This is a genomic window from Pirellulales bacterium, from assembly GCA_019636335.1.
Lineage (GTDB): Bacteria > Planctomycetota > Planctomycetia > Pirellulales > JAEUIK01 > JAHBXR01.
Genome location: JAHBXR010000007.1, coordinates 41,291 through 66,047, shown reverse-complemented (window position 1 = coordinate 66,047; position 24,757 = coordinate 41,291). Strand labels below are relative to the sequence as shown.

Here is a 24,757-nt window from a genome sequence, read left to right as displayed (position 1 = left end):
TTGGGCGCGCGAGCTCTCTCGCCCTTCGTTCCCCCCACATTTCGAATAGAGCGGTTTTTGGTGCTCAAAAACCTGTTCTTTGCATCACAGAAAGTAGCAATGCTGCCGATCCTTATAGGGGGGATGCACGCGATGTAGCGCGCAACGCATGACACCACGCCTGTTTGTCAGTTGCAGCCATGTCGATCTTACGTGCGCTGAGTGCCGTTCTTGCTGCTGTCGCCGGGTCGGCCACTGTCGAGGTTCTAGCCGAGCAAGGGGCTTATCCCACACGCGCGGCGATCTTGTCGAACGCGAGCGCCAGCGTCAGCACGTCGGAGCCAGTCACGCCCCTCTCCGCGCTCGACTCGGCAAGCTCGACGGCAACTCAGGGGCCGGGGGACGTGCGTCCCCTCGGACATCGTGAGCCATGCGGCTGTGGAAAGCAGGGGTGCGAGCATTGCGGCGGCCGTTGCTTCGACCGGTGTGGTGGATCGCCCAAGAGTCTTTTTCGCTGGAGCTATGGTGGCGAAGAGGAAGGGGGGCCCGCGCCGCTGGACGAACCGCTCATCAGCGATCGACCTGACTTTACGGAAGCATCGACCACGGTCGGGCGTGGCGTCGTGCAACTCGAAGCGGGCTACACCTACTTCTTTGATCGCGCGGGAGAGGATCTCACCATCGATCAATCGTATCCAGAAACGCTGCTCCGTGTCGGGATGCTGGCCGAGTGGTTCGAGTTCCGCATCGCCTACAATCACGGTTCCAATGCCGCGCGAGATTCGGGCTTCTTCGACTCGGCAACCGGCGCGCAAGACCTCTACGTCGGCGCCAAAATCGCCCTGACGTTGCAACAGGGAATCTTGCCCGAAATGGCGATTGTGCCCCAGATGTTTCTGCCGACCGGCGCGGACGATTTCACCGCCGATCGCGTTTGTCCGGGATTGAACTGGCTTTACGGGTGGGAGATCAACGACTTCTTATCATGCGGGGGCAGCACGCAGGTGAACAAGTCGGTCGACGACGCAGACGACCGCTCGTACACGCTCTTCGCGCAGTCCTTCACGATAGGCTACCGCCTCACCGATCGTTGGGGAGCCTATACCGAGTACTTCGGGCTCTTTCCGACCGGCGCCACGAGTGTCTTGCCAGAGAACTACTTCGACGGTGGCTTCACCTTTTCGGTCACCAATAATCTGCAGCTCGATATCCGGGCCGGTGTTGGCTTGAACGAAGCGGCCTACGATTACTTCCTCGGTTCTGGGTTCGTTATTCGCTTGTAAGGGAGGCCCCGTCAGGCCGGTTGGAACCGGTCGTTTGGGATTTCACTTCGCGCGGTGGCTGATACACTTGGTCGCGTACGCGTGCGGCCTGGGTGTTGCCGTGCGACCCCCTTTTCTCCCGATTGCCGGCCGCCTCCGAAATGAACGTCTTGGACGAACTCCGCTCGCGCTTTGCGGTCGCGTTGCGCGACTATGCACCCGAGCCTGCCGAACTGTTGGACATGATTCGCCCGGCGCAGGACGCCAGGTTCGGCGACTACCAGGCGAATTTCGCCATGCCGCTGGGCAAACGTCTCTCGCGCCCTCCGCGCGATGTCGCCGCCGAGATCGTGGCTCGCGTGGCGCTCGACGATCTGTGCGAAACGCCGGAGATCGCCGGGCCGGGGTTCATCAACCTGCGTCTGCGCGAGGCCTGGCTCAGTCGGACCCTGTCCGAGGCGTTGGCCGATCATCGCCTGGGGGTGCCCGAGGCATCCCCCCGTCGCACGTACATCGTCGACTTCTCGGCGCCGAACGTCGCCAAGCCAATGCATGTGGGGCACATCCGCTCGACGGTGATCGGCGACTCGCTCTGCCGGCTGCTGGCCTTCCTGGGCCACCATACGGTCGGCGATAACCATATCGGCGATTGGGGCACACAGTTCGGCATGATCCTGTATGGCTATCGCCATTTTTGCGATGAGCAGGCCTACCGGCAGAGCCCCGTCGCCGAGCTCGCGCGACTCTATCGCCTGGTGAGCCAGTTGGTCGACTACTGGGAGTTGAAGAAGTCGCTGCCAGACAAGCAAAGTCAGTTCGCGGCGCTCGAGCGTGAAGTCGCCGCGGCCAAGACGAAGGGGGTGCCCGAGGATAAGAAGGTGGCCAAGGAGCAGGCCTCGGAGTTGCGTCGTGTCGAGGCTCGGCTCTCCGAACGGCGCGGCGAGCTCGCCGAGCAGGGGGCCAAGATCGCGGCCGTCGAGAACGATCCCCCGCGCGCGGAGCTGGCAGTGGCCCATCCCGAGATCGGCGCCGCCGTACTGGCCGAAACGGCGAAGCTGCACGCCGGCGATGCCGAGAATCGGCGTCTGTGGCGCGAGTTCCTGCCCGCCTGCCTCGAAGACATCGACGTCATCTATCGGCGTCTGGGGGTCCGCTTCGACGAGACGTTGGGCGAAAGCTTCTACCACGATCGACTCGCGCAGGTGGCCGAGGATCTGGAAAAGCGCGGTCTGGCCCGTGAAAGCGACGGCGCGCTGTGCGTCTTTCTCGCAGGGCACGCCACCCCCTTTATCGTGCGCAAGCAGGATGGCGCCTTCCTCTATGCCACGACCGATCTGGCGACGATCCAGTACCGGATGGAACGCTGGTCTCCCGACGCCATTTTGTACGTTGTCGATCATCGCCAGGGATTGCACTTCGAGCAGCTCTTTGCCACGGCACGCCAGTGGGGCTACGAGCAGGTCGAGTTGCAGCACATCAGCTTCGGCACGGTGCTGGGCGAAGATGGCCGGCCTTTCAAGACGCGTGCCGGCGATACGGTCGGTCTGTCGGGGTTGCTCGATGAGGCGGTATCGCGAGCCCTGCGCATTGTCTCGGAGAACGACGACGCGAAGCCGGGGGGGGGCGAGCTCTCCGACGAGGAGCGGCAGCACGTCGCGGACATCGTCGGCATCGGCGCCCTCAAGTATGCCGATCTTTCGCAAAACCGCACGAGCGACTACGTCTTCAGTTACGACAAAATGCTAGCCATGAACGGCAATACGGCCACCTATCTGCAGTACGCTTACGCGCGCGTACGGAGCATCTTCGCCAAAGGAGAGATCGAAGAGGCGGCCCTCCTGGCCAGCGGCACGCCGGTAGCGCTCGCGCATCCGGCCGAGCGGGCCTTGGCGATCGAGCTGTTACGCTTTCCCGAGGCACTCGCCCAGGCGGCCGCCGACCTGCGTCCCAACCAGATCACCTCCTACCTGTTCGAGCTGGCGAACCGTTACTCGTCGTTTTTCGACCAGTGCCCGGTGCTCAAGGCCGAGACCGAGGCCCTGCGTCAAAGCCGCTTGAAGCTGTGTGCCCTGACGGCGCGCACCCTCAAGCAGGGACTGCACCTGCTGGGGATCGGCACGGTCGAGAAGATGTAGCACGGCGACGACTTGTCCGTGCTACGAGACGCGGGCCAGCTCTTCGAAGCGGCCGAAGATCATTCGGCCGGCGCTCGTTTGCAGCACGCTGGTGACGGTGATGCGGGTCTGCTTGTTCAAGTGCTCGCGTCCCCCTTCGACCACGACCATGGTGCCGTCGTCGAGATAGCCCACGCCCTGGCCCGCTTCTTCGCCCGGCTTGACGATACGGACGTCGAGATGCTCGCCCGGCAGAAAGACCGGCTTCAAGGCGTTGGCCAGATCGTTCAAGTTGACGACGCTGACACCGTGTAGCCGGGCGACCTTATTCAGGTTGTAATCGTTGGTCACCAGCTTGCCGTCGAGGTGCTTAGCCAGCGTGACCAGCTTGAGATCGACCGGCTGCCCGGCGAACTCGGGCAACTCGCGCTCGTGAATCTGCAGATCGACCGCCTCATTGGCGCGCAAGCGGTTCAGGATATCGAGACCGCGCCGGCCGCGGCTGCGTCGCAAGCGATCGGAACTATCGGCGATACCCTGCAACTCGGCCAGCACGAAGCGTGGCATGATGAGTTGCGTGTCGAAAATGTGCGTCTCTACCACGTCGGCGATGCGGCCATCGATGATGACGCTCGTGTCGAGGATCAAAGGTTTGAGCCCTTTGACCTCCTTCGAGAACTCGACGTAGGGAATGATGAAGCGGAAATCATTCTTGGTCTGTAGCAGCATGCTGATGCAGATGTAACACAGGACGAGGCCTGTTACCCACAGCACGGCATCGCGCGCCGGTCCCTTGAGTGGAATCGGTGTCAACGCCCAACTGGCGCCATAGGTCATCGCCAGCCCGACGATCAGCCCGAAATAGACGGCCGACACCGTTTCGAGCTGCTTGCGGCGCACCGCGATATCCAGCGCGATGACCGACAACGCCGCCCCGATCACGCCGCAGAACAGCATCCAAGGCTGATCTTCCGCCACTTGACGCGCTTGCACGAGATACACGGCCATGCCAATGGCCACGCCCACGAAGACCAGACGCAGAATGACAAGTGCCATGGTGGCGAGGGAACAGTGCGCGGGTGATGCGAGATGAACAGGCGGGGGCCGGCACGTTGGCGTGCTCGACCTGCCCATTCTACCAGCCACGACTCGCCATGCCAGCGGGCAGGAAAAGCTGGCGTCAACCGGCCCTCGTTCGCGGCGAAACGACGCGCAATTCGCCCTTCGAGGTGGTCGAGCGAGAGCCGCCGCCGGCGGCCGTGCCACACAGGCGGGCATATTGCTGCTGCGTAAAACGGTCGGTCATGCCTGCTAGATAGTCTCCCACGGCCCGATCCAGACCATCGGTCGCGATGCGAGCGCGGAAGCTCTCGGGCATCTGTTCGGGCGCGCCCCGCAGCACGGCGAACATCTCGCGGAGCGAGGATTGCGCCCGGCCGCGCATCACCAGCACCTGCGGATGGCGGTAGACACGCTCGTGCAGAAATCGCTCGACGGCGGCTTTCTCGGCGGCAATCTTGGGGCTGGCGGCGATCAGGGGCTCGCGTTGCCGCAGCACCCAGTCCCGCGTGCGTTCCCCCTCGGCCAGGCGTTCTTCGGTCCGGGCGATCAGGTCATCGAGTTGCCAATCGACCAGCTCGACCAGTACCGCCCGCTTCAATTCGATCTCGGACAGATTGGCATAGCGTGTTCGCACGTGTCTCGCCGCGGTGCGCCACAGCGGTACTTCGAGCATCTCTTCGAGCGTGACGAAGCCGAGCTTCATGGCATCGTCGGCGTCGTGCGTGTCGTAGGCCACGCTATCGGCCGCCTCGACCACCTGGGCTTCGAGCGAGATGCCCTGTGCCGCGCAGTCGTGATCGATCCGCGTATGCTGCCCGTCGAGTACCTCGCGCGAAAGGTTGAGTCCTTCAAACTTCGGATTGCACGCTTCGAGCACTTCGAGAATCCGCAGCGCGTGGCGGTTGTGGCAGAAGCCCCCCGCCCCGTGCAGACATTCGTCGAGGGCGTCTTCGCCGGCATGCCCGAAGGGTGGGTGTCCCAGATCGTGGGCCAGCGCGAGCGCTTCGATCAGATCTTCGTTCAGACGCAAGGCGCGCCCCAGTCGCCGGGCGACCGCCACCACCTCCAGCGTGTGAGTCAGCCGGGTACGGTGGTAGTCTCCCATCTCGCCCGTGAAGACCTGCGTCTTCGCGCTCAAACGCCGAAACGCCGCCGAGTGAATGATGCGATCGCGATCGATCTCGTACGGTCCGCGGCGATGCGGTGGATCTTCGGCATGCCGGCGACCTGCCGTGGAGATGCTCGGCGTCGCGTAGGGGGCCAACAGCGCGGACTCGCGCTGGGCGATCGACTGGGGGACGGCGGGTGATCGGTGTTCGTGGCTCATGGACCGTGCGCTACTGGGCGATGCCGCGAAGGGCATCGGTCAACAGCGACCATAACGCGTCGAGCGATTGAGGGATCACGTTCACTCCGGCCAGTACCGGCATGAAATTCGTATCGCCATTCCAGCGGGGCACGATGTGCCAGTGCAAATGGCCAGGCAACCCCGCCCCCGCCATGCGGCCAAGATTCAAGCCGACGTTGAACCCGTCGGGGTTCATCGTGCGGCGCAGGATCTCGATCAGGCGGGCGGTGGTTTCCATGATCTCAAGGTGATCGGCGGCCTCGAGCGCGCCAAGCTCGGCGCGGTGCGATTTGGGGGCCACCAGCAGGTGGCCATTATTGTAGGGAAAACGGTTCAGGATCGTGAGGCAACGCTCGCCGCGATGCACCACCAGGTTTTCGCGGTCGGCCGTATCGACGACGTCGCGGCAGATGAAGCATTCGGGATCGGCCCCCGGCAAAAACGACAGGGGCGCGCGCTCGGGCGCCGCCGCATCGCGGTCCTGTTTGATGTAGCTCAGCCGCCAAGGGGCCCAGAGTTGCTCGAAGCTCAAGGACAGTTCTCCATACGCCCGCCGCCGGGGTTCCAAATTCCGGAGGCAGGGCAGAATAGGCCGGGGCGGAAGTCTATCGACGGTGCCATAGCCAGACAAGTCGAGTCGCCGCGTGGCCATGCTCACGGGTGCCACGTGCTAGCATGCCAGCGAGTTGGCCTCGGCGCACGACAAGCCCACTCCGATTCTACGCTACGGCGACGCGGCGCACCGCCTCGAGCAGGGCCGCCAAGGCCGCGGGATCGCTCATCGTGTGCCGCGCGCCGACCTCGAGCAACGAGTCGGCCGGCAATTGCCAGCGCGCCGCCAGCTCCCGGCTGTCGGCGAGCGGGATCAGTTCGTCGTGGGGCGAGTGCAGGATGACCGTCACCGGCCCGGCGACCGGGTCGACCCCCAAACGGCGCCACGCGGGGGCGATCACCACGCGCGGCGTGCTGCTCGTATCGAGTGCGAGCGCCACGGCGCCGCCACGACTGGAGCCCACCACCACGTCGAAACGTTGGGAGGCGAAGCTCCGCCGGGCGATCTCGATCGATGCGGCGAGATCGTCGTCGACAAGCTGTGGCGCCACGACCTCGAGACCCTGGCCCCGCAGCCACGTCGGCTTGTAACCTTCGGGACCGGAACCCAGCCCGTGTAGATAAAGAATCTTCATGGCGCGAGGGTCGCCGGCAGCCCGGGCACCCGATGTTAGTAATTGTCCTGGGGAGTATGCCTCGAATCGAGCGGATTCTTGCCCGGCGTCCCCGCCACCGCGCTCTGATTCGAAGGCAACGTGTCGGAGACGACGCAGCGCAGACCGAGTGCATCGTCGCGGGTCGTCGTGTAGGCCCCGCGACGCGTCGTGCTCAGCACGCGCTTGGCCGGATCTTTCCAGCTTCCGCCTCGCAGCGTGCGTCGCTTGATGTCGCCTCGCACGTTCCAGACCGAGCCGTCGGCCGGGATGTCGCGTAGCGTATCGTGCCAGCGGTCGGCGCACCATTCCCAAAGGTAACCGTGCATGTCGTAAAGCCCCCAGGCGTTGGGCTTCTTCTCGCCCACTTGCGGATCGTTTCCGGCGGCGTTGCTTTCGTACCAGGCGTAGTCGTCGAGTTGCTCGACGTCGTCGCCAAAGCTGTAGAGCGAGATCGTGCCGGCCCGGGCGCAGTATTCCCATTCGGTCTCGGACGGCAGACGTACCACTTCGGTAGCGGAGATGAGATCGACCTCGCGCAGCGCCAGCGTCAGTCGGTGGCAGAATTCGACGCAGTCGTTGAACGACACGTTGTCGACCGAGTTGCGAGGGCCTTTCCAGCGGCTGGGATTGCCCCCCATGATCAGTTCCCACAACTCTTGCGTGACTTCGTATTTCGAGATGGAGAACTTGTGCTTGATGTACGCCTGCTGCAGCGGGCGTTCGGTCGGCTCGTCGGCATTTCGGCCTAGCGTAAAACGAGCCGGGAAGGGACCTTCGCCCGGGCGGATGTAGATCAATTCGTCGCGAAACTGCCGCAGGAGTTCGAGAGCGGGGCGTGGGGCAGGGGAGACAGGATCGGCCACAACCACGGCCAGCGCAAGCGCGAGGGCATACATGCCTGAAATACTCCTTGCACGAGAAAGGAGACGACGGCAAACCGATGAGCGATACCAGGGGGCCGGCGCGCAACCACAAACGTGGGACGCCTATCTGCCAGCGCTCGCCTCAGCGCAGGCGGATACGAGGACCTCGATCGAATGCGTCTCTGTTGCCGTCGGTGCCCGCCGCCGTGCGGGAACAGACCGCGTCCGTGAAAAGAAGTCGAAAAGAGCTTTGGCAAGTGCCCGCTTGCCCGAAATGAGGTCGGCGATGTGCCTCGGCCTTGCCGATCGCCAACCTGCCCGATTGAAGCAATCGCCGTTCGTAGAGTCAAATAAATTCGGTACTTAGCGCCCCGGTTGTCGGATAGGCGACGGGCGAGCGGGTCGGTAGGGACCCAGCCCAAGGAGCGGCCACGAACTACGAATGGCCGCGCGGCGGGCCGATACGTATAATGAGGAGTCGAACGAGCACGGCCGAGGCTGGGGAAGTCCCGTCGCGGCGGATCTCACCGGGGGCGAACTGGGTTCGACCGGGTAGGTTGACGTGTTAGTGGCGTGCCGTGGTTGGTCAGCAGGCCACGCAAAAAGCCGACCAATTATCTTCAATTGCCGAAGATACCTTTGCTTTGGCCGCCTAGAGATAGGTGACCCCGACTGCGAGCCTTCGCCGGAGAGGTTCAAAAGTTGGTCAACAATTCCGGATCGTCCCGAGTCACTGTTGGGCACGCTCGGGGTTAAAAAAGTTCCCGACTAGCGGAGCCGGCACCCTGTCGCCTGGGGACCGCGCCGCGAAGGATCAAATAAGTCGACTACGCACGTAGAAGCTGGCACCGAAATGCCACGGGACGCGGGTTCGATTCCCGCCGCCTCCATTTTGTCATGCTCTGACATAGAGCGACGATCAGCGTCAAAACCCTTGCAGCCGCAAGGGTTTCGGCGTTTAGGGTCCGCCGGATCGCTGACAGCCGAAGACACCGAATGCCCCTCAGCGCTGCAAAAACTGCAGCGCATATGCAGCGCGGCTTGATCGTCCTGCGCTGCATCGGTCGCGGGTTCGGCCCGCTTCGGCGAGGGCAAATTTGCCAATGCCTTGGCCTGATCCCCCAGGCCAATGTGGGTGTACTTCATGGTCATCTTCACGTCGGAATGCCGGGCCAGTTCCTTGGCCTGCGGCAGCGTCGCGCCGTTGCGGAGCAACTCAGTGATGTGGGTATGCCGCCCGGCGGCATGGAAGTCGGCAATGCCGTCCTCGTTCTCGTAGGCGATGCCGACGCGCTCCAGGTCCCTGCGGACCATGAACCAGGTCTTCTTGCGATCGAGGTTCGGAAAGAGCTTGTCGGTCGGCTTCAAGCCCTTGATCCACTCGCGCAGCATCGCGACCAACTCCGCATGCAGGGGGAGCACGTCCTTGCGGCGGTGCTTTGAGCAGGCAGCCTCGACCGTCACCGTTGGCTGCTCGGCATCGAGCGAGAAACTTCGCGGTGACAGGCTCGCCAACTCCTTCCTGCGAAGGCCCGTCATGTAGGACATCAGGTAGATGCGAGCCCGCATTTCCCCGCTAAACCCCTGAATTCGCTTGTGGCTGCTGCGAGCCGAGTCCACAAGCCTGGCGACCTCGTCGGCCGTCAACGCCCGCCGGGCATGCCGGACATCGACTTCCGTGTTGAGCCGCTCCAGGCCCAGAATCGGATTGGCGATCAATCGCTTGGTGACCACGCACCAGTTGCAGAAGGCATCCATCGCCTGGAGGTAATGGTTGTAGGTCCGGTGCCCCAGATCCTCCTCCTTGCGGAGGCGGCGCAGACAGACCTGCACCGGTTCGCTTTCGATATCGGCCAGGGTCTTGAAGCCGCACCCGTCGACGATCCGGCGCACGCGCGTCATGGTGAGCCGGACATGCTTGCCGGTGTTGTCTTCGAGGCTCTCCTGGAAGGCATCCAGGTGAGCCTTGATCGGTACGGCTTTCTGCTGGGCAAACCGATCCTGCTGCGGATCGATCAGGCCGGTCGAACGGAGGCGAGCCTCCGTTTCGAGCTTGGCCGCCAGTTCCTCAGTCAAACCCTTGTCGGTAAACCCGATTTTCGTGCGGCGTTTGCCGCGATGATCAAAATACTGGACGACGTAGGGCTCGTTGCGCCCTTTGCCCCGTTTGAAGATCGATGCCATTGGTTATCTCCTCCGCCGATCATTGTTAACCGCAATTGACGATGGGCAACCGGCCGCGATCCAATCAATGACTGTCTCGCGGTTCCATCGCACGGTCCCACCGATGCGGACCGGCGCGGGGACCAGCCCCGCCGAACGCAACCGCCAGAGCGTTCGAGTCGATATCTGCATCATCTCGGCGAACTCTTCCGCCGTGAGCAGCAAAGGCCCCGATGGGCTCGCCGGAGCTACCAGTTCAGTCGATGACATGAAATCCTCCTTTCCGGCCCGGAACCAGGGCAATGAGTACAGGTCTAGAACGTTCTCGGGGTCAATGGCTGCCCTTGAGCCAGTCGCATAGCCACTGCCATGCATCCATGGATTTACTGGCGATCAAACCGGGATGGCGGGCGTGAAACTCTCCCACGCGGAAGCAGGCCCAGCACGAGACAAAGAACATCAAGCTCGACAACGACATGGCCAGCATCTCCCTTGAGTCAGGAATTCGGCTGTCATCAAAGACATCCGTCCTCCATTAGCGATCTACTCGCGTTCCATCTCCTGCTGCTTGGCAGGTTCCATCTCGTCGGAGCGATCCTTCGCTTCCTGCACGCGGTCAGCGACTGAAGGGTACTGATCCTTCTCTTCATCCATGTCCTTGGCGTCCCGTCCGTCACCTCGTCGATCCGCCGCCACTTCACCAGGTGTTCGCGTGCCATACAGTCCGTATTCTGTCTGTTGCGCCACGTTGGACTCGGGATAGAGCATGGCTCGCACTTCGCGCAGGCCTTGCCGCATCCACGCGCTAAAAGTTCCCTCACCGATCTTGGGGCCACTTGCTGCCATTGCGTTCTCCTTTCAGAAGCTGAAGCCACTTAAATCAAAACCGACTCTGCATCTTGCGCATGCGCTCCATGCGTTGACGTTGGTCGTTCATCGCATCACGCATGTCCCAATCCATTGCTTCATCGATGCCGGCCTCCAGGCGAGTTTTGATGACCAGGCATATCGCGGCGAACACCAGGTAGCAGCCGAGTGCCGCATTGAGATTGATGAAGAAGATGCCAAAGAGGATCACCACGAGCGGTTCATGGAACTGCTTGATCGTGATCTCTCGCTCCGGGGAGCGAAGCCGAAACAGCCGGGGTTCGCCGGTGTAGCGGGAGTGGATGTCCAGATTGCGTTTGCCGCGAAACAGGATGCCCAACCGGGCAACCATCAGCATGAAAAAATAAATCCACCAGAAGAGGATCAGCGGTCGGACGTTTTGCCCCTGGAAGAACATCCCAAAGACGGGGATAAGGAACAGGGCAGCCGCCGCCTGGTAGTTCAGGTAGCGAGCGCCGAACTTACGGTGTAACAACACCTCCACGGTCACGCTGCCTGTTTGCGCTATGAATGCGATCCAGGACAGCCCGGTCCTGGCCTTGTCCGCCATACTCATCGGTGGTTCGTTGTTGAACATGATGCCGCTCCTCTACAAATGCTGCCGCTGCTTTTGGGTTTGCGATTACGTCCGGCTCTGCTGGAATGTCACCAGCCGCCAGTTGCGGCCGGTGTCGCTGAAAATCCGGCCGCTCCGAAAGACGATGGCTTCAATCACCCGGCCGTTTCTCTGGCCACCGGTGCGAAGTGATGAGAAGACGCTGGGAGGCACCTCGTGGTAGTAGGTCTCCGAAAAGCCGCCGCTTGCCTGCGAACTCCCCATGCCGAGTACCAGTGATGTCCAATCGTCCGGCGCATGGCCGCTGTTGGTGTTCATGAGCAACTGCTTGGTCTGCCCAATGAGCTGCGAGGCATAGTTGTTCGTAGTCGGGTCCGAATTGGCGTGGAAGACCTTGAGGTTCAGGTTGCCAAATAGCGAGTCGCACTCCGCCTGTCCCTTCTGCTGGCCACCGAGGGCCGCCACGATGTTGGGGACGTTCTGCGACAGGTAGACGCTGGCCACTCGGGCCGAGCGGCAGGTGCTCTGGAAAAGCCGGTCGTATGATGTAACAAATTCCTGAAACTCATCCGCGAAGAAGAAGACCGGACGCGGACTCTTCCGGACATTGCGGCGTTGGATTCCAAGCTGAAAGCTGTGCCGAAGGATGCCCTGGACAAGTCGGCCCAGCGGGCCGTATTCGACGACCGGCAATCCGGCGAAGATGACATGGCCCTGTTCCATCGCCTCGGGCGTAATGTTCGTCTCCGTGCAGAGCAGCTCGCGGCCGATTCCACGGTTGAGCATGTCCACCATCGAGGTGACGGTGGAGACGACGATGCTGCGTGTCTTGTCGCTTAGCCGCGCGAAGTCATCGAAGAAGTAGGTCACGGCCAGGTTAAAATCGCGCTTTTGCCTGGGCGTAGTAGCCTTCTGCTCCGCTTCGAGGATGCAGCGGTAACAAAAAGACCGCTCTTGCCAGGACGTTTTCGCGATCTCGTCGACGGACGTCGGCGCGGTAATGATGAACTCGTACAGGTCGGGAATGCTGACCTTGCCACGAGCGAGGATGAGGACATCGACCGTGTTGCGGCAAATCTGTCGCTTGGTTAGTTCCCAGTACTGCCCCTCTTCCCGAGCAGCGCCCGCATTGCCGCTGATTTGCTCAGCGATTTCAAGTGCCGTGGAAAGTAGGCTGACAATATTCTCCGTGATCCCGGCCCCGCACCCGCCTCGTTCCAACTCGTAATTGAGGAAGTTGAATTTCCACGGCCGGTCGGGACTGAACTCGATGAGATCGCGCCGGCGGCCCGCCTTGCGGGCGTAGCTTTGCCATCGCTCCAGCTCATCTCCTTTGAATACGCTGACGAAACCGCCGTACCCCGCCCGCATCATGGCAAGGGCCACGGTTTCCGCGAGGCCCGTGGTTTTCCCGGAGCCGGTCGCGCCGAGCCCCAGGCAGCCCTCATAAGAGTCCCCAATGGTAAACGCGTCGGACTTCGACCAGGAAATGAGCGGCTTGTCGAACGGCCAGGCGTCGCGGCTCCACCCTCTTCGCCAGATGGAGTTTTTGCTTCCAAACAGTGTCAATCGCATGGCATCTTCTCCTTTCTGTTCGTCAAGCCTTGGACTGATCCCGAAGCGCCCGAACCAGCGTCCCAAGTTCCCAACCGTGGCTGCGCGCCTTGCGGCACTTGCCCAACAACTCCTCAAGCAGGGAGACGAGCGAATCCAGCGACAGGTCCGGGCCTGCGACCGTCAGCGCACGACCGTCGCCCAGAGAAAGCGAGGTCCGTGAGACGGAGCGCGATGGCTTTGCCACAGGCTGACTGGCGAGTTTGCGCTGCGCCGTCACCGCGTCACGAGTGAGGTTGCCCTGCTTCGCCGCTTCCACCATGGCCGACTGCCTGGCGGGATCGGAGACTCGCGCCAGTTCGTAGGCCGTACTGGCGGCGAGCTTCCCGGATTCGACCTCGCGTTGAACCTCCTCCGGCAACTCAAGCAGACTGAGAAGTCGCGTCACCGTGGCGTTGGACATACCCAGGCGCGAGGCCGCGCCTGAAGCATTGCATCTCGTCACTTCCATGAGCCGGGCGATCGCCCGCGCCTTGTCGAGCGCCGGAATATCGCTCCGCTGACAGTTGAGGACGAGCTGGCGTTGAAGAAGGTCGCCTTCATTCAGCTCACCCTCTTCGAGGTCAACCTCCAGCGATTCCCAGCCGAGCTTCCGCGCGGCCAGGAATCGCCGCATGCCATCGGTCAAGACGCACTTGCCATCCACCATTCGCCCCTTGGCCGGGACTTGCTGCCCCAGGAGGCTCATGGTCTGGGCGAGGCCCTCGATCTGGGCCTCGTCGAACTGCTTGCGGATGTTGCCGTCGCAGAGGATCTGCACGAGGGGAATCTTCACTTGGCACCCCCTTTCCTGACGGGGAGATGGCCGTTCGAGTGCAACAAGACATGGCCGACACGCGAAACGAACTCGGAACTTGATTGCTGTCTCTCCGGTCCACTGATGGAGACATCAATGACGGGCGACCTTCCGGCTCGCCGCCGTACTTGCCAGGCGGCCACGGCCGACCCAATTCCCACAATCAGGGCAATCAGGTCGTCCACCAGGCCAAACGGTCCCAGGATCACTTCCGGCACTACGTCTACTGGCGACAAGACGTACGCCGCGCAGCCACCGGCAAACAGCCAGCCCACAACCTGAAGCAGTACGTCACGCAACCGGCTCTGCGGAATCGCGACCAGAACCATCAATGCCAAGAGCAAGATGGTCCCACAGATGATGAAGATGCCAATGACCTGCATGATGCCCATGATTGAACCTCCAACGGTGAACTCGATTGACTGTTGAAACTCTCGTTGCCCGCCGATCTAGCGATTGCCATCTCCTCCGATCTTTCCGTAGAGAAGGAACGCCAGGATGCTCAGAAACGCTTTGACCAGGTATTCGCCCATGTTGGGACTCCTTTCAAAACAGCGACCAAAGAACTCAAGACCGTGATTTGGTGGATACCCGCCGATGCTTGGCCGGGCCTGGCGTGTCGTCGCGATGGAATTCGTTACCGCAGGAGAGACAGCGGGCGCGGAACTCCTTGACCGCGACGCGCACGTTCGTGCAACCACACGTCCACTTTTTCAGCTTGGAGTCGCCCCGTTCCTCCTGTAGCCCGCATCCAAAGTGCGTTGACAATCAACAAGGAGCAGCATGGCGTCAAATGGCGCAGAAATGTTCGTGCGAAAATATTTTTCGCAGATGGCGATGCGAGTCCCTGGAACCAGACCCGGAGAGGCACATTCGATTACCGCTTACGGCCGGCCTGGCGCGCCGCCGAAGACTCGATATCTCGGATCAACTGATTGGTCTTCTGCGGTCCGCTGCTGAGTCCGTACGCGACGTATTCCTCATTGAGGTACCGCATTTCCTCCATACGGTCGACATCCGGATGAGGATCAGGTTGCCCGGCCGCCGCCGCGAATGCCTTTTGGGCAAGGCGTCGCTCGGATTCCATCGCAGTGAAGGCATCGATCTGGCCTCTCGCCGAATATCCCTTCCTGGCAGGCCCGAAGATTCCCTTCTCCGTGAATAGTTGGGGCTGCCTTTGCCGGAGTTGACCAATCGTGATTTGATCGGTCGGAAAAGCGATCAGGTCGAGTTTGAGGATGTGCTTATCTTTGTCCGCTTCATCTGCCATACGTGCCACACTGATTGTTGATAATCAGTTGGCATGTCTTCCGATCACAGTCAAGCAGTTTCACCCGTTTGGCGGGACATGGCCAGCACACGCAAGTACTCGGACGCGCTTCGCCAGATTCGCTGACCATCCTTTGTCAATCTTCCTCTCGTCCTCTCGGCGTGATCAGTGAGTTTGAGGCCAAGCATGTCTCCTAGCCTCCCCACTCTATTGCTGAGTGTCCTGGCGGAAATGTCCAAGTCGATGCCAGCATCATTCTCCGGAAACTGCTTTTGCAAAGCACTCAGTATCGTCGGCCAAGAAGATGCGCTCGGTGCGGATTCTAGGAAGCTACCGACCAGCACGTACGTACGGATCGTCTCAAGGTCAATCCCGGCAAACTGTTCAAGAAGATCGGATTTCCCACCATCAAGTGACGATAGCAGACGATTTACCTTCGCCTTCTGTTCTCCTTCAACCCTTGGAAGCACCGATTGCAGGGATCGAGTAGCCTCACGACCAATCTTTCGAAGCGCATTCTCCGCCCACTCCGAAGCGATGCCATGCCGGTGAATCAGCGCGTTGATCAAAGAATCCAGAGCCATTGCCCCCGATGGGCCACAGGCTGAAATCGCGGCGATCAAAACTGCTGCATGATTGTCATCAACGGTCTCATCCAACAGCCTCGCCAGTATCGGCGCAGCGGCACTCGCTTGATCCTGTAAGTCGAAGACAACCATCACCCCGGCCTTCCGAACGACTTCGTCCGTATCCATGAGCGTCGCGCAAATGACGGCTTCGGTATGGTCGCGGGCGATCCAACTCAATGCGCTTACGACCGATGCAATCGTACGCATGTCCCCTTGCCGTACGATGTCTACCAGCGAGGGCACAGCTGATTGTCCCAAGGCGCTTAACGCCCCCACTAGTTCGTCCAATACTTTGGGGCTTGTTTCCACAGCGAGTCGCCCGATCATATTGGACATCGCCTCAACGGCGGATGGACCGAACGCGCGCAATCCGATGGCGGCAGCGCGCCGCAAGTCCTCGTTGTCGTCTGAGAGCAGCTCGATGAGCCGCCGAATCACCCCCGATGTCGCCGGTCCTACGAGTGCCAATCCTTCGGCAGAACCCTGCACGATTTGCCAATGCTCGGAATGCAATGCACGTTCAAGGATCTTGTTTCCTTTACCTGTCCCCCTCCTAATGCTTCCCAGCGTGAGTGCCGCATACCCTCGATCCAATGGCGAGAGAGACGTATTGCCAACCAGTTCAATCACTGCTGGTGCTGCGGAAAGTGCCGCCGGACCGATTTCTCCCAGAATTTGAAGAACGGGAATGGGACGTCCAAAGAGGTTCGTCCGCAGGGTCGCGACTAGCTGTTTCACGGCTTCCGCACGGCGAATACCAAGTCGAACGAACGCCGAAGCGGCAATCGCCGAATGGATTTCGTGATCTCCCACCAGGGCATTCGCCAATACCGACATCGCGGTTTGATTGCCTTCACCGGTTCCCACCAGGGCGGCAGCCACAAATACCCGAACATCGTCCGGGCCGTCGGCAAGCGTCCTCGTCAGACTCTCGACCATCGACTGCGGCGCGTGGCCATGTTGCAGCACCGTACATGTCCAGAGTCGAAGATCGGCATCCGACGTCGACATTGACGTTTCGAGGAAGTCTCGACAACGCGACATGGCTTCTTGGGAAACCCATCCAGCCTTCAGCTCTCCCAGTCGAAGCAACATCCATGCAGTGAGTACCCGCTGAATCGGAGAAACACTCTCGAATGAGTCTTCAAGAGCGGGAATAATGTCTTTTCCGTACTTCGCGAGTTCGTGAGAATGGTCTCGCTCCGTTAGGGTGGTGAAATCCGTCGCTGATGCCAGATAGGTATGAACGGCCGCTTTGGCTCCTTCACTCATCGACGTGCCAGCCCCACCAGGAAAATGACCTCAACGCAATTCTCTCTCGACCTTCACCGACGGTCGTTCACCACCGATGTCTTATTTGGTGAGTGTAACGACTGTGGCGTTCCAAAGACATCTCGCCCCTGGTATCGATCACGGCAACCAACCCCAACCGAAAAGCACCACCGAACCCATTAGACCGAGATCCGCTCGACGATGTTCCGCGTGACGCGACGAGAACGGCGATCGTATAGCTTGGTCACACGGGAGTCGGAGTGACCCAACAGGTACTGCACGTCTTCAAGCGGGACACCCTGAAGGAGGAGGTCCGTCGCGGCGCATGCACGGAACGAATGCGGCGAAGCCGCCGTTGCGATTCCTGCCGCTTTCAACCGCCGCTTCACCATGCGGCAGATGTCAATCGCCGACATGGCGGAATCGGTGAGCCTCCCCGTTCTGCCATACCCTGAGCGGAACATGGGACCATCGGAAGGCGCGTCGCCCAGGGCCGCTATGGAGAGATACTCGCGCACAAACCCTTCCAGATTGGAACGCACTGGGATGAGGCGAGACTTGCCGCCCTTCTCGGCGAACCGGAAGGAGTGCTGGGTTCCGTCATGCACAAAGTCTTTGATCCGCAAGCGGGCCACCGCACCCGCCCGCGCGGCGGTATAGATCAGCACGGCAATGACGGCCCGGTCCCGATAGTCCACCGGCGTATTGAGTCGGATCGAGGCCAGAAGCATTCGGCATTGCTGGACCGTGATCTCGGGCGTCTTTCCTTCAAGTGCCGAGTATCGTGGAGCGCGGACGGACAAGGCCGGGTTCAGCACGATGACATGCCGCTGCACAAGGACATCCAGGAAGGAGCGGATTGCCGCCAGGTGCAGCTTTTTCGACGGCGTGCTCACCGGTAGCTCGTCGAGATAGTGCCCAACCATTCCAGGCGTGATCTTCACGAGTTCAACGTTGCACTTCTCGCACCAGGCGAGGAACGCGCGAACTGCGCGGAGATACGTCTTGCGGGTGTGGACATTCCTGATCTTGCCCAGGAAGAATTCTTCCCAGGCGAATGCTGCCGCTGCGCCGCAGTGAGACACGAGCTTCGGTATGTCGCTGACCGAAACGTTTCGCTCCTTCACAACCACTACCGACTTATCCTGAGCTTCCTGCATAACGCTTGCTTCAATCGATTGTCTCTGCATCGGCTGCCTTGGCGTCTTCAGTGGACACGCTGCACCTCACGCGAGGAATGCAGCAGCGACGCTACAATCACGGCTTCCGCCGAGACCTTATAGATGACGATATACGGAAGCCCGTGGATCACGAGTTCCCGACTGCCGGGCAAACGCCATGCACGGCCCGAGTCCGGGTAATTCTTCAGACGCTGAATAGCTGCGACGAGCCGATCGCGAACGACCCGAGCCGCAGCGGGGTTCTTCTTGCGAAGGTAGAGAAACTCTTCACGCAGTTCCTCGCGGAACGCCTCTGACAGGACAAGTTTCACGCGCCCCAACTCGCAACGTCACGCAGGAATTCTTCCTCAGTCAGGAACTTCCCTTCCTCTACTTCCTTCAAGGCGCGTTTCACCTCTTCGACTTGCCATTTCCGGTGTGCGATATATTCCTCGACCGCCTCATTGACCAAGTACGACCGGTCCCGGTCATAGCACTTGCCCAGCTCATCGAGCATGTCGACGCGATCCTTCGCCATGCGGAAGGTAACGTTGACCTTCTCCGTATTCTGTTTTGTCTTGTGCATATGGTGCCTCCTTGCATCCTCTCCTTTGACAGTAGCACGGCTCGCGTGGACGCGCAAGCGAATACAACATCATGCCGCGCAGGACTTCATGGCAAATAACTCCCTTTATCTGCCTGTCTTGTGAGTCCAAAAAAGCGATGGTCCCCGCCGTGACAAATTTGCCACGGTGTTGCAAGAATGACATGGGGCGACTTCTTCGGCCTGGACGGAGGTGGACCACACTACGTTCATTGCATGAAACAATTCTTTTGCGATCAGCGGAAGGTCGCGCTAGTCTCTCTGCTTCGATAATCCACCGTTCGCACCTGACTTGACACAACGAGCAACGCCATTCCAACTCAAAGACCATCCGACGGTGCAAGCGGTCGTGGCGCACTTCCGCAATCACGGTCTTGGCCTTAACGCCTACGCCTCGGCGGCAAGCAAGCAGCCCACGCTCACCTTGCAGCGTCCGGAAACGCTCATCCACAACATTGAGCAGGTGACCGCGCATTTTGCCAAGCATGGCCTGCGCCTTTCCGATTACATCAAAGCGGCGCTGAAGCAGCCGCAACTGTTCGGCCAGCGGCCGATCACGATCATTGCCAATGTTGAGACCGTCGTGACGCTCTTTACAGCTGAGGGGCTGGTCTACCGTGACTACCTGCGCGCCTGCCTTCGGCAACCGCAGCTCTTCTACCAACAGCCCGCGACAATCATAGGCAATGTCCAACAGATGGTAACGCGATTCGCCGAGGAAGGGCTACTGGCCCCCCACTACTTGAGTACGGCGCTTCGCCAACCGACTCTCTTCGTGCAAGCGCCCGGCACGCTTATCGGCAATCTGGAGACACTGGCCCGCCACTTTGCCGCTGACGGCCTATCGATCCCTCGGCTCCTTGCCGCAGCGCAGAAGAATCCTTCGCTCTTGTATCAGAGTCCGAAGACATTGATCGAGAATGTCGAGGCGGTGTTGCGACACTTTCCGATCATTCGGCGCGCCGACTACCTTTCAGCGGTCATGCGCCAGCCTTCGCTCTTTTCGACCCGGGCGGACACCATTGCCTCCCGCGTCGATGCAGTTGTCGCGTCGTTCGCATCCGATCGTCTGACGCACGCTCTGTATTTCAAAGCCATTTGGAAGCAGCCGCAACTCTTGACCCAGTCCGCCTCGACTGTCGTCCGACATATCCAGCTAATCATGACTCTTCATGAGGATGGGGTGTTCGCCCTTCCGTCACGCAGCCAGCCGCACGCTGCCGGCCATGCCGGGGACCGAGTTGCCGTGATCCGGTTTCTGATTACCTATCCCAAACTCATGTGCCTTCAGGATCAGAACCTGGAACTGCGCAGAATCTTCAAGGTTCTCACGGGGGCGAAGGCCGAACTTGGAATCATGACTCGATCGCGTCGCGATATTGAGATCGATCTCGTCCACTTTCTCTGTGACGGCTTGCGTCTGCCAAGACTTCACTCGATCGATGATCCCGCCACGGAGGATCGTGGTGTGATTGATGCGGCACTTGCGTGTCCGCAAAATCTTTCGGCAGCAGATCGCGAACGGCTGCTCGTATCCCTGGTCCGGCAGAAGTATCTTCGGTCATTCCAAGAGCCTGACAGCGGTCCTCAAAGTAACTCTTCATCAACTTAATGACTCCGCAGAATCGGGCTTCCAATCTGATCAATGGCTGCTCTTGGCAGCTAACCCATTGAAATGCCGCAGGCCGACACCTGCATTAACCGGATATTTACCGGTCCGAGATAAACTCATCGCCAGCGGTCATCAAACTCGCGGCACGCTGTATTGAGTAGCCGCCGGGAATGAAGGCAGTCATGATCAGTCGATGCGTTCGCGCATCCAATGAAGTGCAACAACTAGGAGAACTTATGCATAATATCAATTCATCACACAACCATCAGCAGGGCGGTTTCACCCTAATCGAGCTATCGATCGTACTAGTCATCATCGGCCTGATCGTCGGTGGCGTCCTTGTTGGACAGGACCTTATTAAAGCAGCTGAAATACGCGCTACTGTTGGTCAGGTAGAAAAATACAATGCGGCTATCAATACCTTCCGAACCAAATACAACGGCATCCCAGGCGATATCGTATCTGCGCAGGCAACGGCATTCGGTCTGTTCGGATCCGGCATGACGGGCGCCAAGGGATTGGGAGATGGTAATGGTCAGCTACAGGCCGCGGGCAATCCAAATTACTCCGGTATTGGTGAAACGCTGGTATTCTGGCGACACCTGTCTGACGCAGGTTTAGTAGATGGTTCCTACGGCGCCAATCTTGCTTCCGGTGGTGCTCCGGCGACTGCCAACCTGATGTCTGAATACCTGCCAACTGCAAAGTTGGGACGTGGCAACTACTGGACTGCTGCGGCAGATGCTGGTCAGAACTACTACGTCCTTGGCGGTGTCACCGCACTTGCCACGACGGGAGACTACACCTTTGCAGTCGCTATGACTCCGATTGAAACGTTCAACATCGACGTAAAACTTGACGACGGGGCTCCGAACACCGGTGTAGTTCAGGCCCGTGGTGCTAACGCTTCTGCATTTGCAAACTTCAACAATGCGGCGGTCGCGTCCGCGCAGGCTCCCTCCACGGCTGCTAACACCGCAAGCTCCTGCACCACGAAAAGCGATGGTACGGCACCGGGCGGCGGCGAGGCAACTGCGGCGGCAAACGTATATAACCGCGCACAGGTTGCGGGCAATACGCCAAACTGTATGCTGCGTTTCCGCTTCAACTAGTGTCTCGAAAATAACGACGATTGTCAAACTCGCGGTCTCTCGGGCAAGTTCTCACGATACGGCCTGACGATTCATCCGACAATGGTCGATCTGACGGCGGCACTGCACTAGTGACTCGCACAATTCTGTTATGGAGGGAGGCTCCAAGTAGGGCCTCCCTCTCTCTTCTGTCTGATCTTGGCGTGCTCGCGATGAGCTGCCGCTCCCTTCTCACCTCCTTGCGCTGCGGGACTTCCGTCCCTTTGAGCTGAGCGCCGCAGGCGCGATTCCTTTCGTTTGAAGTGGGGCACATCCCCCATGCCGTCAAGGATCGGGGCCATGCGACCTTTCGCGGCCTCCTCCCCGATCTTCCGCGCTGCGCTTGTGCAGACCGGGTGCCCCTCCGCTTCCGGTCGTCCTTGACTGCATTCCCCCTTGGCTTCGGACTTCGTCCCCCCTTCGCCGGAAAACGCGGGGCGCGTTTCGCGAATGGGGACATTTCCAAGTTCAACGAAGGAGAAAGCAGCAATGGCAACCACGACCAACACCAGCACCCGGGGCGACGTTTACAGCCGCATCACCAACCGGATCGTTGAGCAACTCGAAGCGGGGGTTCGTCCCTGGATGAAGCCCTGGAGTGCAGAACACGCGGCGGGGCGCATTACGCGGCCCTTGCGTCACAACGGGCAACGTTACTCCGGCATCAACGTCATTAACCTTTGGATGACGGCAGAAATGGCCGGGTATCTCTCGCCGTTCTGGTTGACCTTCCGCCAGGTAAAGGAACTGGGCGGATTCGTCCGCAAGGGAGAGCACGGGGCGGAGGTGGTCTACGCTTCCACCTTCAAGAAGACCGACACCGACGAAAGCGGCGAGGAGATCGAACAGGAGATTCCTTTCCTCAAGGCCTACACCGTCTTTTGTGCCGACCAATGCGACGGCCTGCCCAAGCACTTCTACCAGCTGGCGGAGCAACCCCGCGAGAAGCTGGAACGGATCGAGCACGCGGAAGCATTCTTCGCCAACACCAAGGCGGAGATTCGCTACGGGGGGAACCAGGCCTATTACACGATGGCCGATGACCGCATCCAGATGCCGCCGTTTGAGACTTTCCGCGATAGCGAAAGCCACGCCGCCACGCTTGCCCATGAGCTGACCCACTGGACGCGGCACCCCTCACGCCTTAACCGCGAGTTTGGCCGCAAGCGCTGGGGCGACGAAGGCTACGCGATGGAAGAACTGGTAGCCGAGCTTTCCAGTGCGTTCCTTTGTGCGGACCTTTCCATCACGCCGGAGATACGCGAAGACCACGCCGCCTACATCGAGCATTGGCTCAAAGTGTTGAAAGATGACAAGCGAGCCATCTTCACCGCCGCCAGCCACGCATCGAAAGCGGCCGAGTACCTGCACGGCCTCCAGCCGCAAGCATAGTCGTCATTGTCCGACCGGCCGCAGGGATGCGGCCGGTTTCCTTCTCTTCACTCTTTCTTTTGCGTTGTGTGTTATGCCCATTCACCGGGACAAGCTGACCGACACCCGCCCGCCGATGTTCTCGGCCGACGAGTGGCAACGCATTGTCTCGTACCTGGCACTTTCACCACGGCAGGCCGAAGTTGCTGGTCTCATCATGCAAAGCAAGAAGGACAAGGAAATTGCCGTCGCACTCTCGATCGTTAAACGGACGGTTCGAGAGCACGTCACCGATTTATTCCTGCGACTCGATGCATCCGACCGCGTTGGAATCGCCTGCCGAATCTTTGAAGCGTTTCGCAAGATCGCATAATCGCCTGTCCATCGTCATAAATGACGACGTCACAAATGCCGATCCTCGCTTCTGACATTCGACGCTACTCTAAACCTCAATGCTGATAGACCGCCGCGACGAGGATTGCATCCTCGTCGCTGAGGGAATCCACGATGACCAGGGGCTGGCGATGGGCGCTACCGCCGAAGAGTTTGCCGATACCGCGCCCTGGCTGCCGCCACTCTTCGCCCGCGAAGAGTGGCGGGAGATCGTAGAAGCCCTCTCACTCTCGCCACGGCAGGCACAGATCATCGGCCTGCTGATCCAGGGGCACAAAGACAAGGAAATCAGCACCACCCTGGGGATCAGCAAATCCACGGTTCGCACGCACCTGATTGAAACCAGGCTACGGCTTGCCGCCGATGACCGCATCGGCATGGCCTACCGACTGTTTTGGACGTTCAGGCAGTATGTCGAGCCTAAGCAGTACCACTGGGAACATCGCCCCCGGCGATGACCTGACCGAAGGACGCTAATGCGTTTATCTCTCTAATGCCGCACTCGATGCGAAAGCATCGCCTTCGGAAGCGGCATTCCTCCGCGCTTGCGTAAGCCAGCGCGGACCTCGTTCCAACGTCAGCGGCACTGGGCCGCTGATCCTTGCTTTGACTCACCTGTTGCGGAGACATCCTATGCGCGCACGACTTGTTTTGGGGATTGTAATGCTGCTTCTCGGGACCGGTTTGTCGCCGGCATCCGCCGATTTTATCGGCCCCTCTCCCTACCTCGCCTTCGATCACCCGGACGCAGGCAGCGCGGTAAGCCCGTTTAGGAATCTCGATTTTGAATACTTCCACCTGGAAGACTTCGAGGACGGCGCACTGAATACGCCCGGAGTCAGCGTGCGGGAATTCACTTCGACATCGGTATCGCTGGCCTTCAGCGACTCCGTTGACGGAGACGATGGGATCATTGACGGTGTTGCCACCGGCAACTCACTGAGCCTGTTCTCGAATTTCTCGACCAACTCTTTTACCTTTGATTTCTCGCAAGCGGTCCTTGGGACGCTGCCGACGCATGCCGGTATCGTCTGGACCGATGTGGGGAGCTCGGGGATTTTCGGAGGTGATCCTTTGCCCTCGGACCTTATCGACAACACCTATTTCGAGGCCTTCGGTCCTGACGGAGCGTCGCTGGGAATCATCGGCCCCTATTCTCTCGGCGATTCCAGCATCTCCCGCACGACTGCCGAAGACCGCTTCTTCGGAGTGGTTCACCTCGGCGGAATCTCGGCCATACGAATATCGATGCCGGGTAAGACCAACTGGGAGGTCGATCACCTGCAATACGGCAGTATCACTGTCGTTCCCGAGGCATCGTCCATCGTGATGATGAGTATCGGCATGGCGACGCTTGCCGCTTGCTACCGGAAAACGCGCCGTCGAACCAAATCGCCATCCTGACTTCTCCTACGCCTCAATATCTACCGAAACCGCAGGGCGATGGAGCGCCCGACATTCCC

General features: G+C 60.2%; 26 protein-coding genes, 1 other RNA gene and 1 pseudogene. 10 read left to right on the top strand and 18 right to left on the bottom strand.

Features of this window, described 5'->3' with window-relative positions; all coding sequences use genetic code 11:
• The first annotated feature begins 179 nt into the window (after positions 1–179).
• Positions 180–1,262 carry a transporter gene (locus KF708_09080; protein ID MBX3412827.1) on the top strand — a complete coding sequence of 361 codons (1,083 nt, stop codon included), beginning with the start codon at positions 180–182 and terminating at the stop codon, positions 1,260–1,262.
• Positions 1,263–1,402: 140 nt separating this feature from the next.
• On the top strand, positions 1,403–3,376 hold the full coding sequence (gene argS, locus KF708_09075; protein MBX3412826.1) for an arginine--tRNA ligase: 1,974 nt from the start codon (positions 1,403–1,405) through the stop codon (positions 3,374–3,376).
• A gap of 21 nt (positions 3,377–3,397) precedes the next feature.
• On the opposite strand, the gene KF708_09070 is transcribed toward argS, so the two are convergent.
• The 5 genes from KF708_09070 to KF708_09050 form a co-directional block, all read right to left on the bottom strand.
• Entirely contained in the window at positions 3,398–4,411 is a 1,014-nt protein-coding gene (locus KF708_09070) for a PIN domain-containing protein (GenBank protein ID MBX3412825.1), read from the bottom strand.
• A 124-nt stretch (positions 4,412–4,535) separates the two neighbouring features.
• A complete protein-coding gene (gene dgt, locus KF708_09065; GenBank protein MBX3412824.1) occupies positions 4,536–5,744 on the bottom strand; it encodes a dNTP triphosphohydrolase in 1,209 nt (402 codons plus the stop codon).
• A gap of 10 nt (positions 5,745–5,754) precedes the next feature.
• Positions 5,755–6,297 carry an HIT domain-containing protein gene (locus KF708_09060; GenBank protein ID MBX3412823.1) on the bottom strand — a complete coding sequence of 181 codons (543 nt, stop codon included), beginning with the start codon at positions 6,295–6,297 and terminating at the stop codon, positions 5,755–5,757.
• A gap of 187 nt (positions 6,298–6,484) precedes the next feature.
• The gene (locus tag KF708_09055; protein MBX3412822.1) at positions 6,485–6,952 is read right to left on the bottom strand and encodes a hypothetical protein; all 468 of its coding nucleotides are present in this window, start codon (positions 6,950–6,952) and stop codon (positions 6,485–6,487) included.
• A gap of 35 nt (positions 6,953–6,987) precedes the next feature.
• On the bottom strand, positions 6,988–7,869 hold the full coding sequence (locus KF708_09050; protein ID MBX3412821.1) for a formylglycine-generating enzyme family protein: 882 nt from the start codon (positions 7,867–7,869) through the stop codon (positions 6,988–6,990).
• Positions 7,870–8,365: 496 nt separating this feature from the next.
• Here KF708_09050 and ssrA point away from each other — a divergent pair.
• Positions 8,366–8,729: a transfer-messenger RNA gene (gene ssrA, locus KF708_09045) on the top strand.
• A 238-nt stretch (positions 8,730–8,967) separates the two neighbouring features.
• Here ssrA and KF708_09040 read toward each other — a convergent pair.
• From KF708_09040 to KF708_09005, 8 genes and pseudogenes are all read right to left on the bottom strand, one after another.
• Positions 8,968–10,020: pseudogene (locus tag KF708_09040) on the bottom strand (tyrosine-type recombinase/integrase).
• Between the two features lie 3 nt (positions 10,021–10,023).
• Positions 10,024–10,269: a helix-turn-helix domain-containing protein gene (locus KF708_09035; GenBank protein MBX3412820.1), complete on the bottom strand. Its 246-nt coding sequence runs from the start codon at positions 10,267–10,269 to the stop codon at positions 10,024–10,026.
• 61 nt (positions 10,270–10,330) lie between these two features.
• Positions 10,331–10,477: a hypothetical protein gene (locus tag KF708_09030; GenBank protein ID MBX3412819.1), complete on the bottom strand. Its 147-nt coding sequence runs from the start codon at positions 10,475–10,477 to the stop codon at positions 10,331–10,333.
• A 65-nt stretch (positions 10,478–10,542) separates the two neighbouring features.
• Positions 10,543–10,845, bottom strand: coding sequence for a hypothetical protein (locus KF708_09025; protein MBX3412818.1), 303 nt, complete (start codon positions 10,843–10,845; stop codon positions 10,543–10,545).
• A gap of 34 nt (positions 10,846–10,879) precedes the next feature.
• On the bottom strand, positions 10,880–11,464 hold the full coding sequence (locus KF708_09020) for a hypothetical protein (protein MBX3412817.1): 585 nt from the start codon (positions 11,462–11,464) through the stop codon (positions 10,880–10,882).
• 45 nt (positions 11,465–11,509) lie between these two features.
• Positions 11,510–13,018 (bottom strand): TraM recognition domain-containing protein, encoded by a 1,509-nt coding sequence (locus KF708_09015; protein ID MBX3412816.1) that lies wholly within the window; start codon positions 13,016–13,018, stop codon positions 11,510–11,512.
• Between the two features lie 22 nt (positions 13,019–13,040).
• On the bottom strand, positions 13,041–13,832 hold the full coding sequence (locus KF708_09010) for a ParB/RepB/Spo0J family partition protein (GenBank protein ID MBX3412815.1): 792 nt from the start codon (positions 13,830–13,832) through the stop codon (positions 13,041–13,043).
• On the bottom strand, positions 13,829–14,245 hold the full coding sequence (locus KF708_09005) for a DUF1232 domain-containing protein (GenBank protein ID MBX3412814.1): 417 nt from the start codon (positions 14,243–14,245) through the stop codon (positions 13,829–13,831). The genes KF708_09010 and KF708_09005 overlap by 4 nt, the downstream gene beginning before the upstream one ends.
• 33 nt (positions 14,246–14,278) lie before the next feature.
• Here KF708_09005 and KF708_09000 point away from each other — a divergent pair, with 33 nt between their 5' ends.
• Positions 14,279–14,527 (top strand): hypothetical protein, encoded by a 249-nt coding sequence (locus KF708_09000; GenBank protein ID MBX3412813.1) that lies wholly within the window; start codon positions 14,279–14,281, stop codon positions 14,525–14,527.
• Positions 14,528–14,730: 203 nt separating this feature from the next.
• On the opposite strand, the gene KF708_08995 is transcribed toward KF708_09000, so the two are convergent.
• The 5 genes from KF708_08995 to KF708_08975 all read right to left on the bottom strand — a co-directional run bounded on the left by KF708_08995 (position 14,731) and on the right by KF708_08975 (position 18,770).
• Positions 14,731–15,123: a hypothetical protein gene (locus KF708_08995; protein ID MBX3412812.1), complete on the bottom strand. Its 393-nt coding sequence runs from the start codon at positions 15,121–15,123 to the stop codon at positions 14,731–14,733.
• Between the two features lie 50 nt (positions 15,124–15,173).
• Complete coding sequence (locus tag KF708_08990) at positions 15,174–17,024, bottom strand: HEAT repeat domain-containing protein (protein ID MBX3412811.1); 1,851 nt, start codon at positions 17,022–17,024, stop codon at positions 15,174–15,176.
• Between the two features lie 179 nt (positions 17,025–17,203).
• The gene (locus KF708_08985; GenBank protein MBX3412810.1) at positions 17,204–18,214 is read right to left on the bottom strand and encodes a tyrosine-type recombinase/integrase; all 1,011 of its coding nucleotides are present in this window, start codon (positions 18,212–18,214) and stop codon (positions 17,204–17,206) included.
• 17 nt (positions 18,215–18,231) lie between these two features.
• Positions 18,232–18,516: a type II toxin-antitoxin system RelE/ParE family toxin gene (locus KF708_08980; GenBank protein ID MBX3412809.1), complete on the bottom strand. Its 285-nt coding sequence runs from the start codon at positions 18,514–18,516 to the stop codon at positions 18,232–18,234.
• Positions 18,513–18,770, bottom strand: a complete 258-nt coding sequence (locus KF708_08975; protein MBX3412808.1) for a hypothetical protein — start codon at positions 18,768–18,770, stop codon at positions 18,513–18,515. The genes KF708_08980 and KF708_08975 overlap by 4 nt, the downstream gene beginning before the upstream one ends.
• 355 nt (positions 18,771–19,125) lie before the next feature.
• On the opposite strand from KF708_08975, the gene KF708_08970 reads away from it, so the two are divergent.
• From KF708_08970 to KF708_08945, 6 genes are all read left to right on the top strand, one after another.
• Positions 19,126–20,400, top strand: a complete 1,275-nt coding sequence (locus KF708_08970) for a hypothetical protein (GenBank protein MBX3412807.1) — start codon at positions 19,126–19,128, stop codon at positions 20,398–20,400.
• A gap of 182 nt (positions 20,401–20,582) precedes the next feature.
• Positions 20,583–21,512, top strand: coding sequence for a prepilin-type N-terminal cleavage/methylation domain-containing protein (locus tag KF708_08965; protein ID MBX3412806.1), 930 nt, complete (start codon positions 20,583–20,585; stop codon positions 21,510–21,512).
• Positions 21,513–22,019: 507 nt separating this feature from the next.
• The gene (locus KF708_08960; GenBank protein MBX3412805.1) at positions 22,020–22,922 is read left to right on the top strand and encodes a DUF1738 domain-containing protein; all 903 of its coding nucleotides are present in this window, start codon (positions 22,020–22,022) and stop codon (positions 22,920–22,922) included.
• Positions 22,923–22,995: 73 nt separating this feature from the next.
• The gene (locus KF708_08955) at positions 22,996–23,274 is read left to right on the top strand and encodes a helix-turn-helix transcriptional regulator (GenBank protein MBX3412804.1); all 279 of its coding nucleotides are present in this window, start codon (positions 22,996–22,998) and stop codon (positions 23,272–23,274) included.
• Between the two features lie 79 nt (positions 23,275–23,353).
• Positions 23,354–23,752 carry a helix-turn-helix transcriptional regulator gene (locus tag KF708_08950; protein MBX3412803.1) on the top strand — a complete coding sequence of 133 codons (399 nt, stop codon included), beginning with the start codon at positions 23,354–23,356 and terminating at the stop codon, positions 23,750–23,752.
• A gap of 175 nt (positions 23,753–23,927) precedes the next feature.
• A complete protein-coding gene (locus KF708_08945) occupies positions 23,928–24,698 on the top strand; it encodes a hypothetical protein (GenBank protein ID MBX3412802.1) in 771 nt (256 codons plus the stop codon).
• Positions 24,699–24,757: the final 59 nt, after the last annotated feature.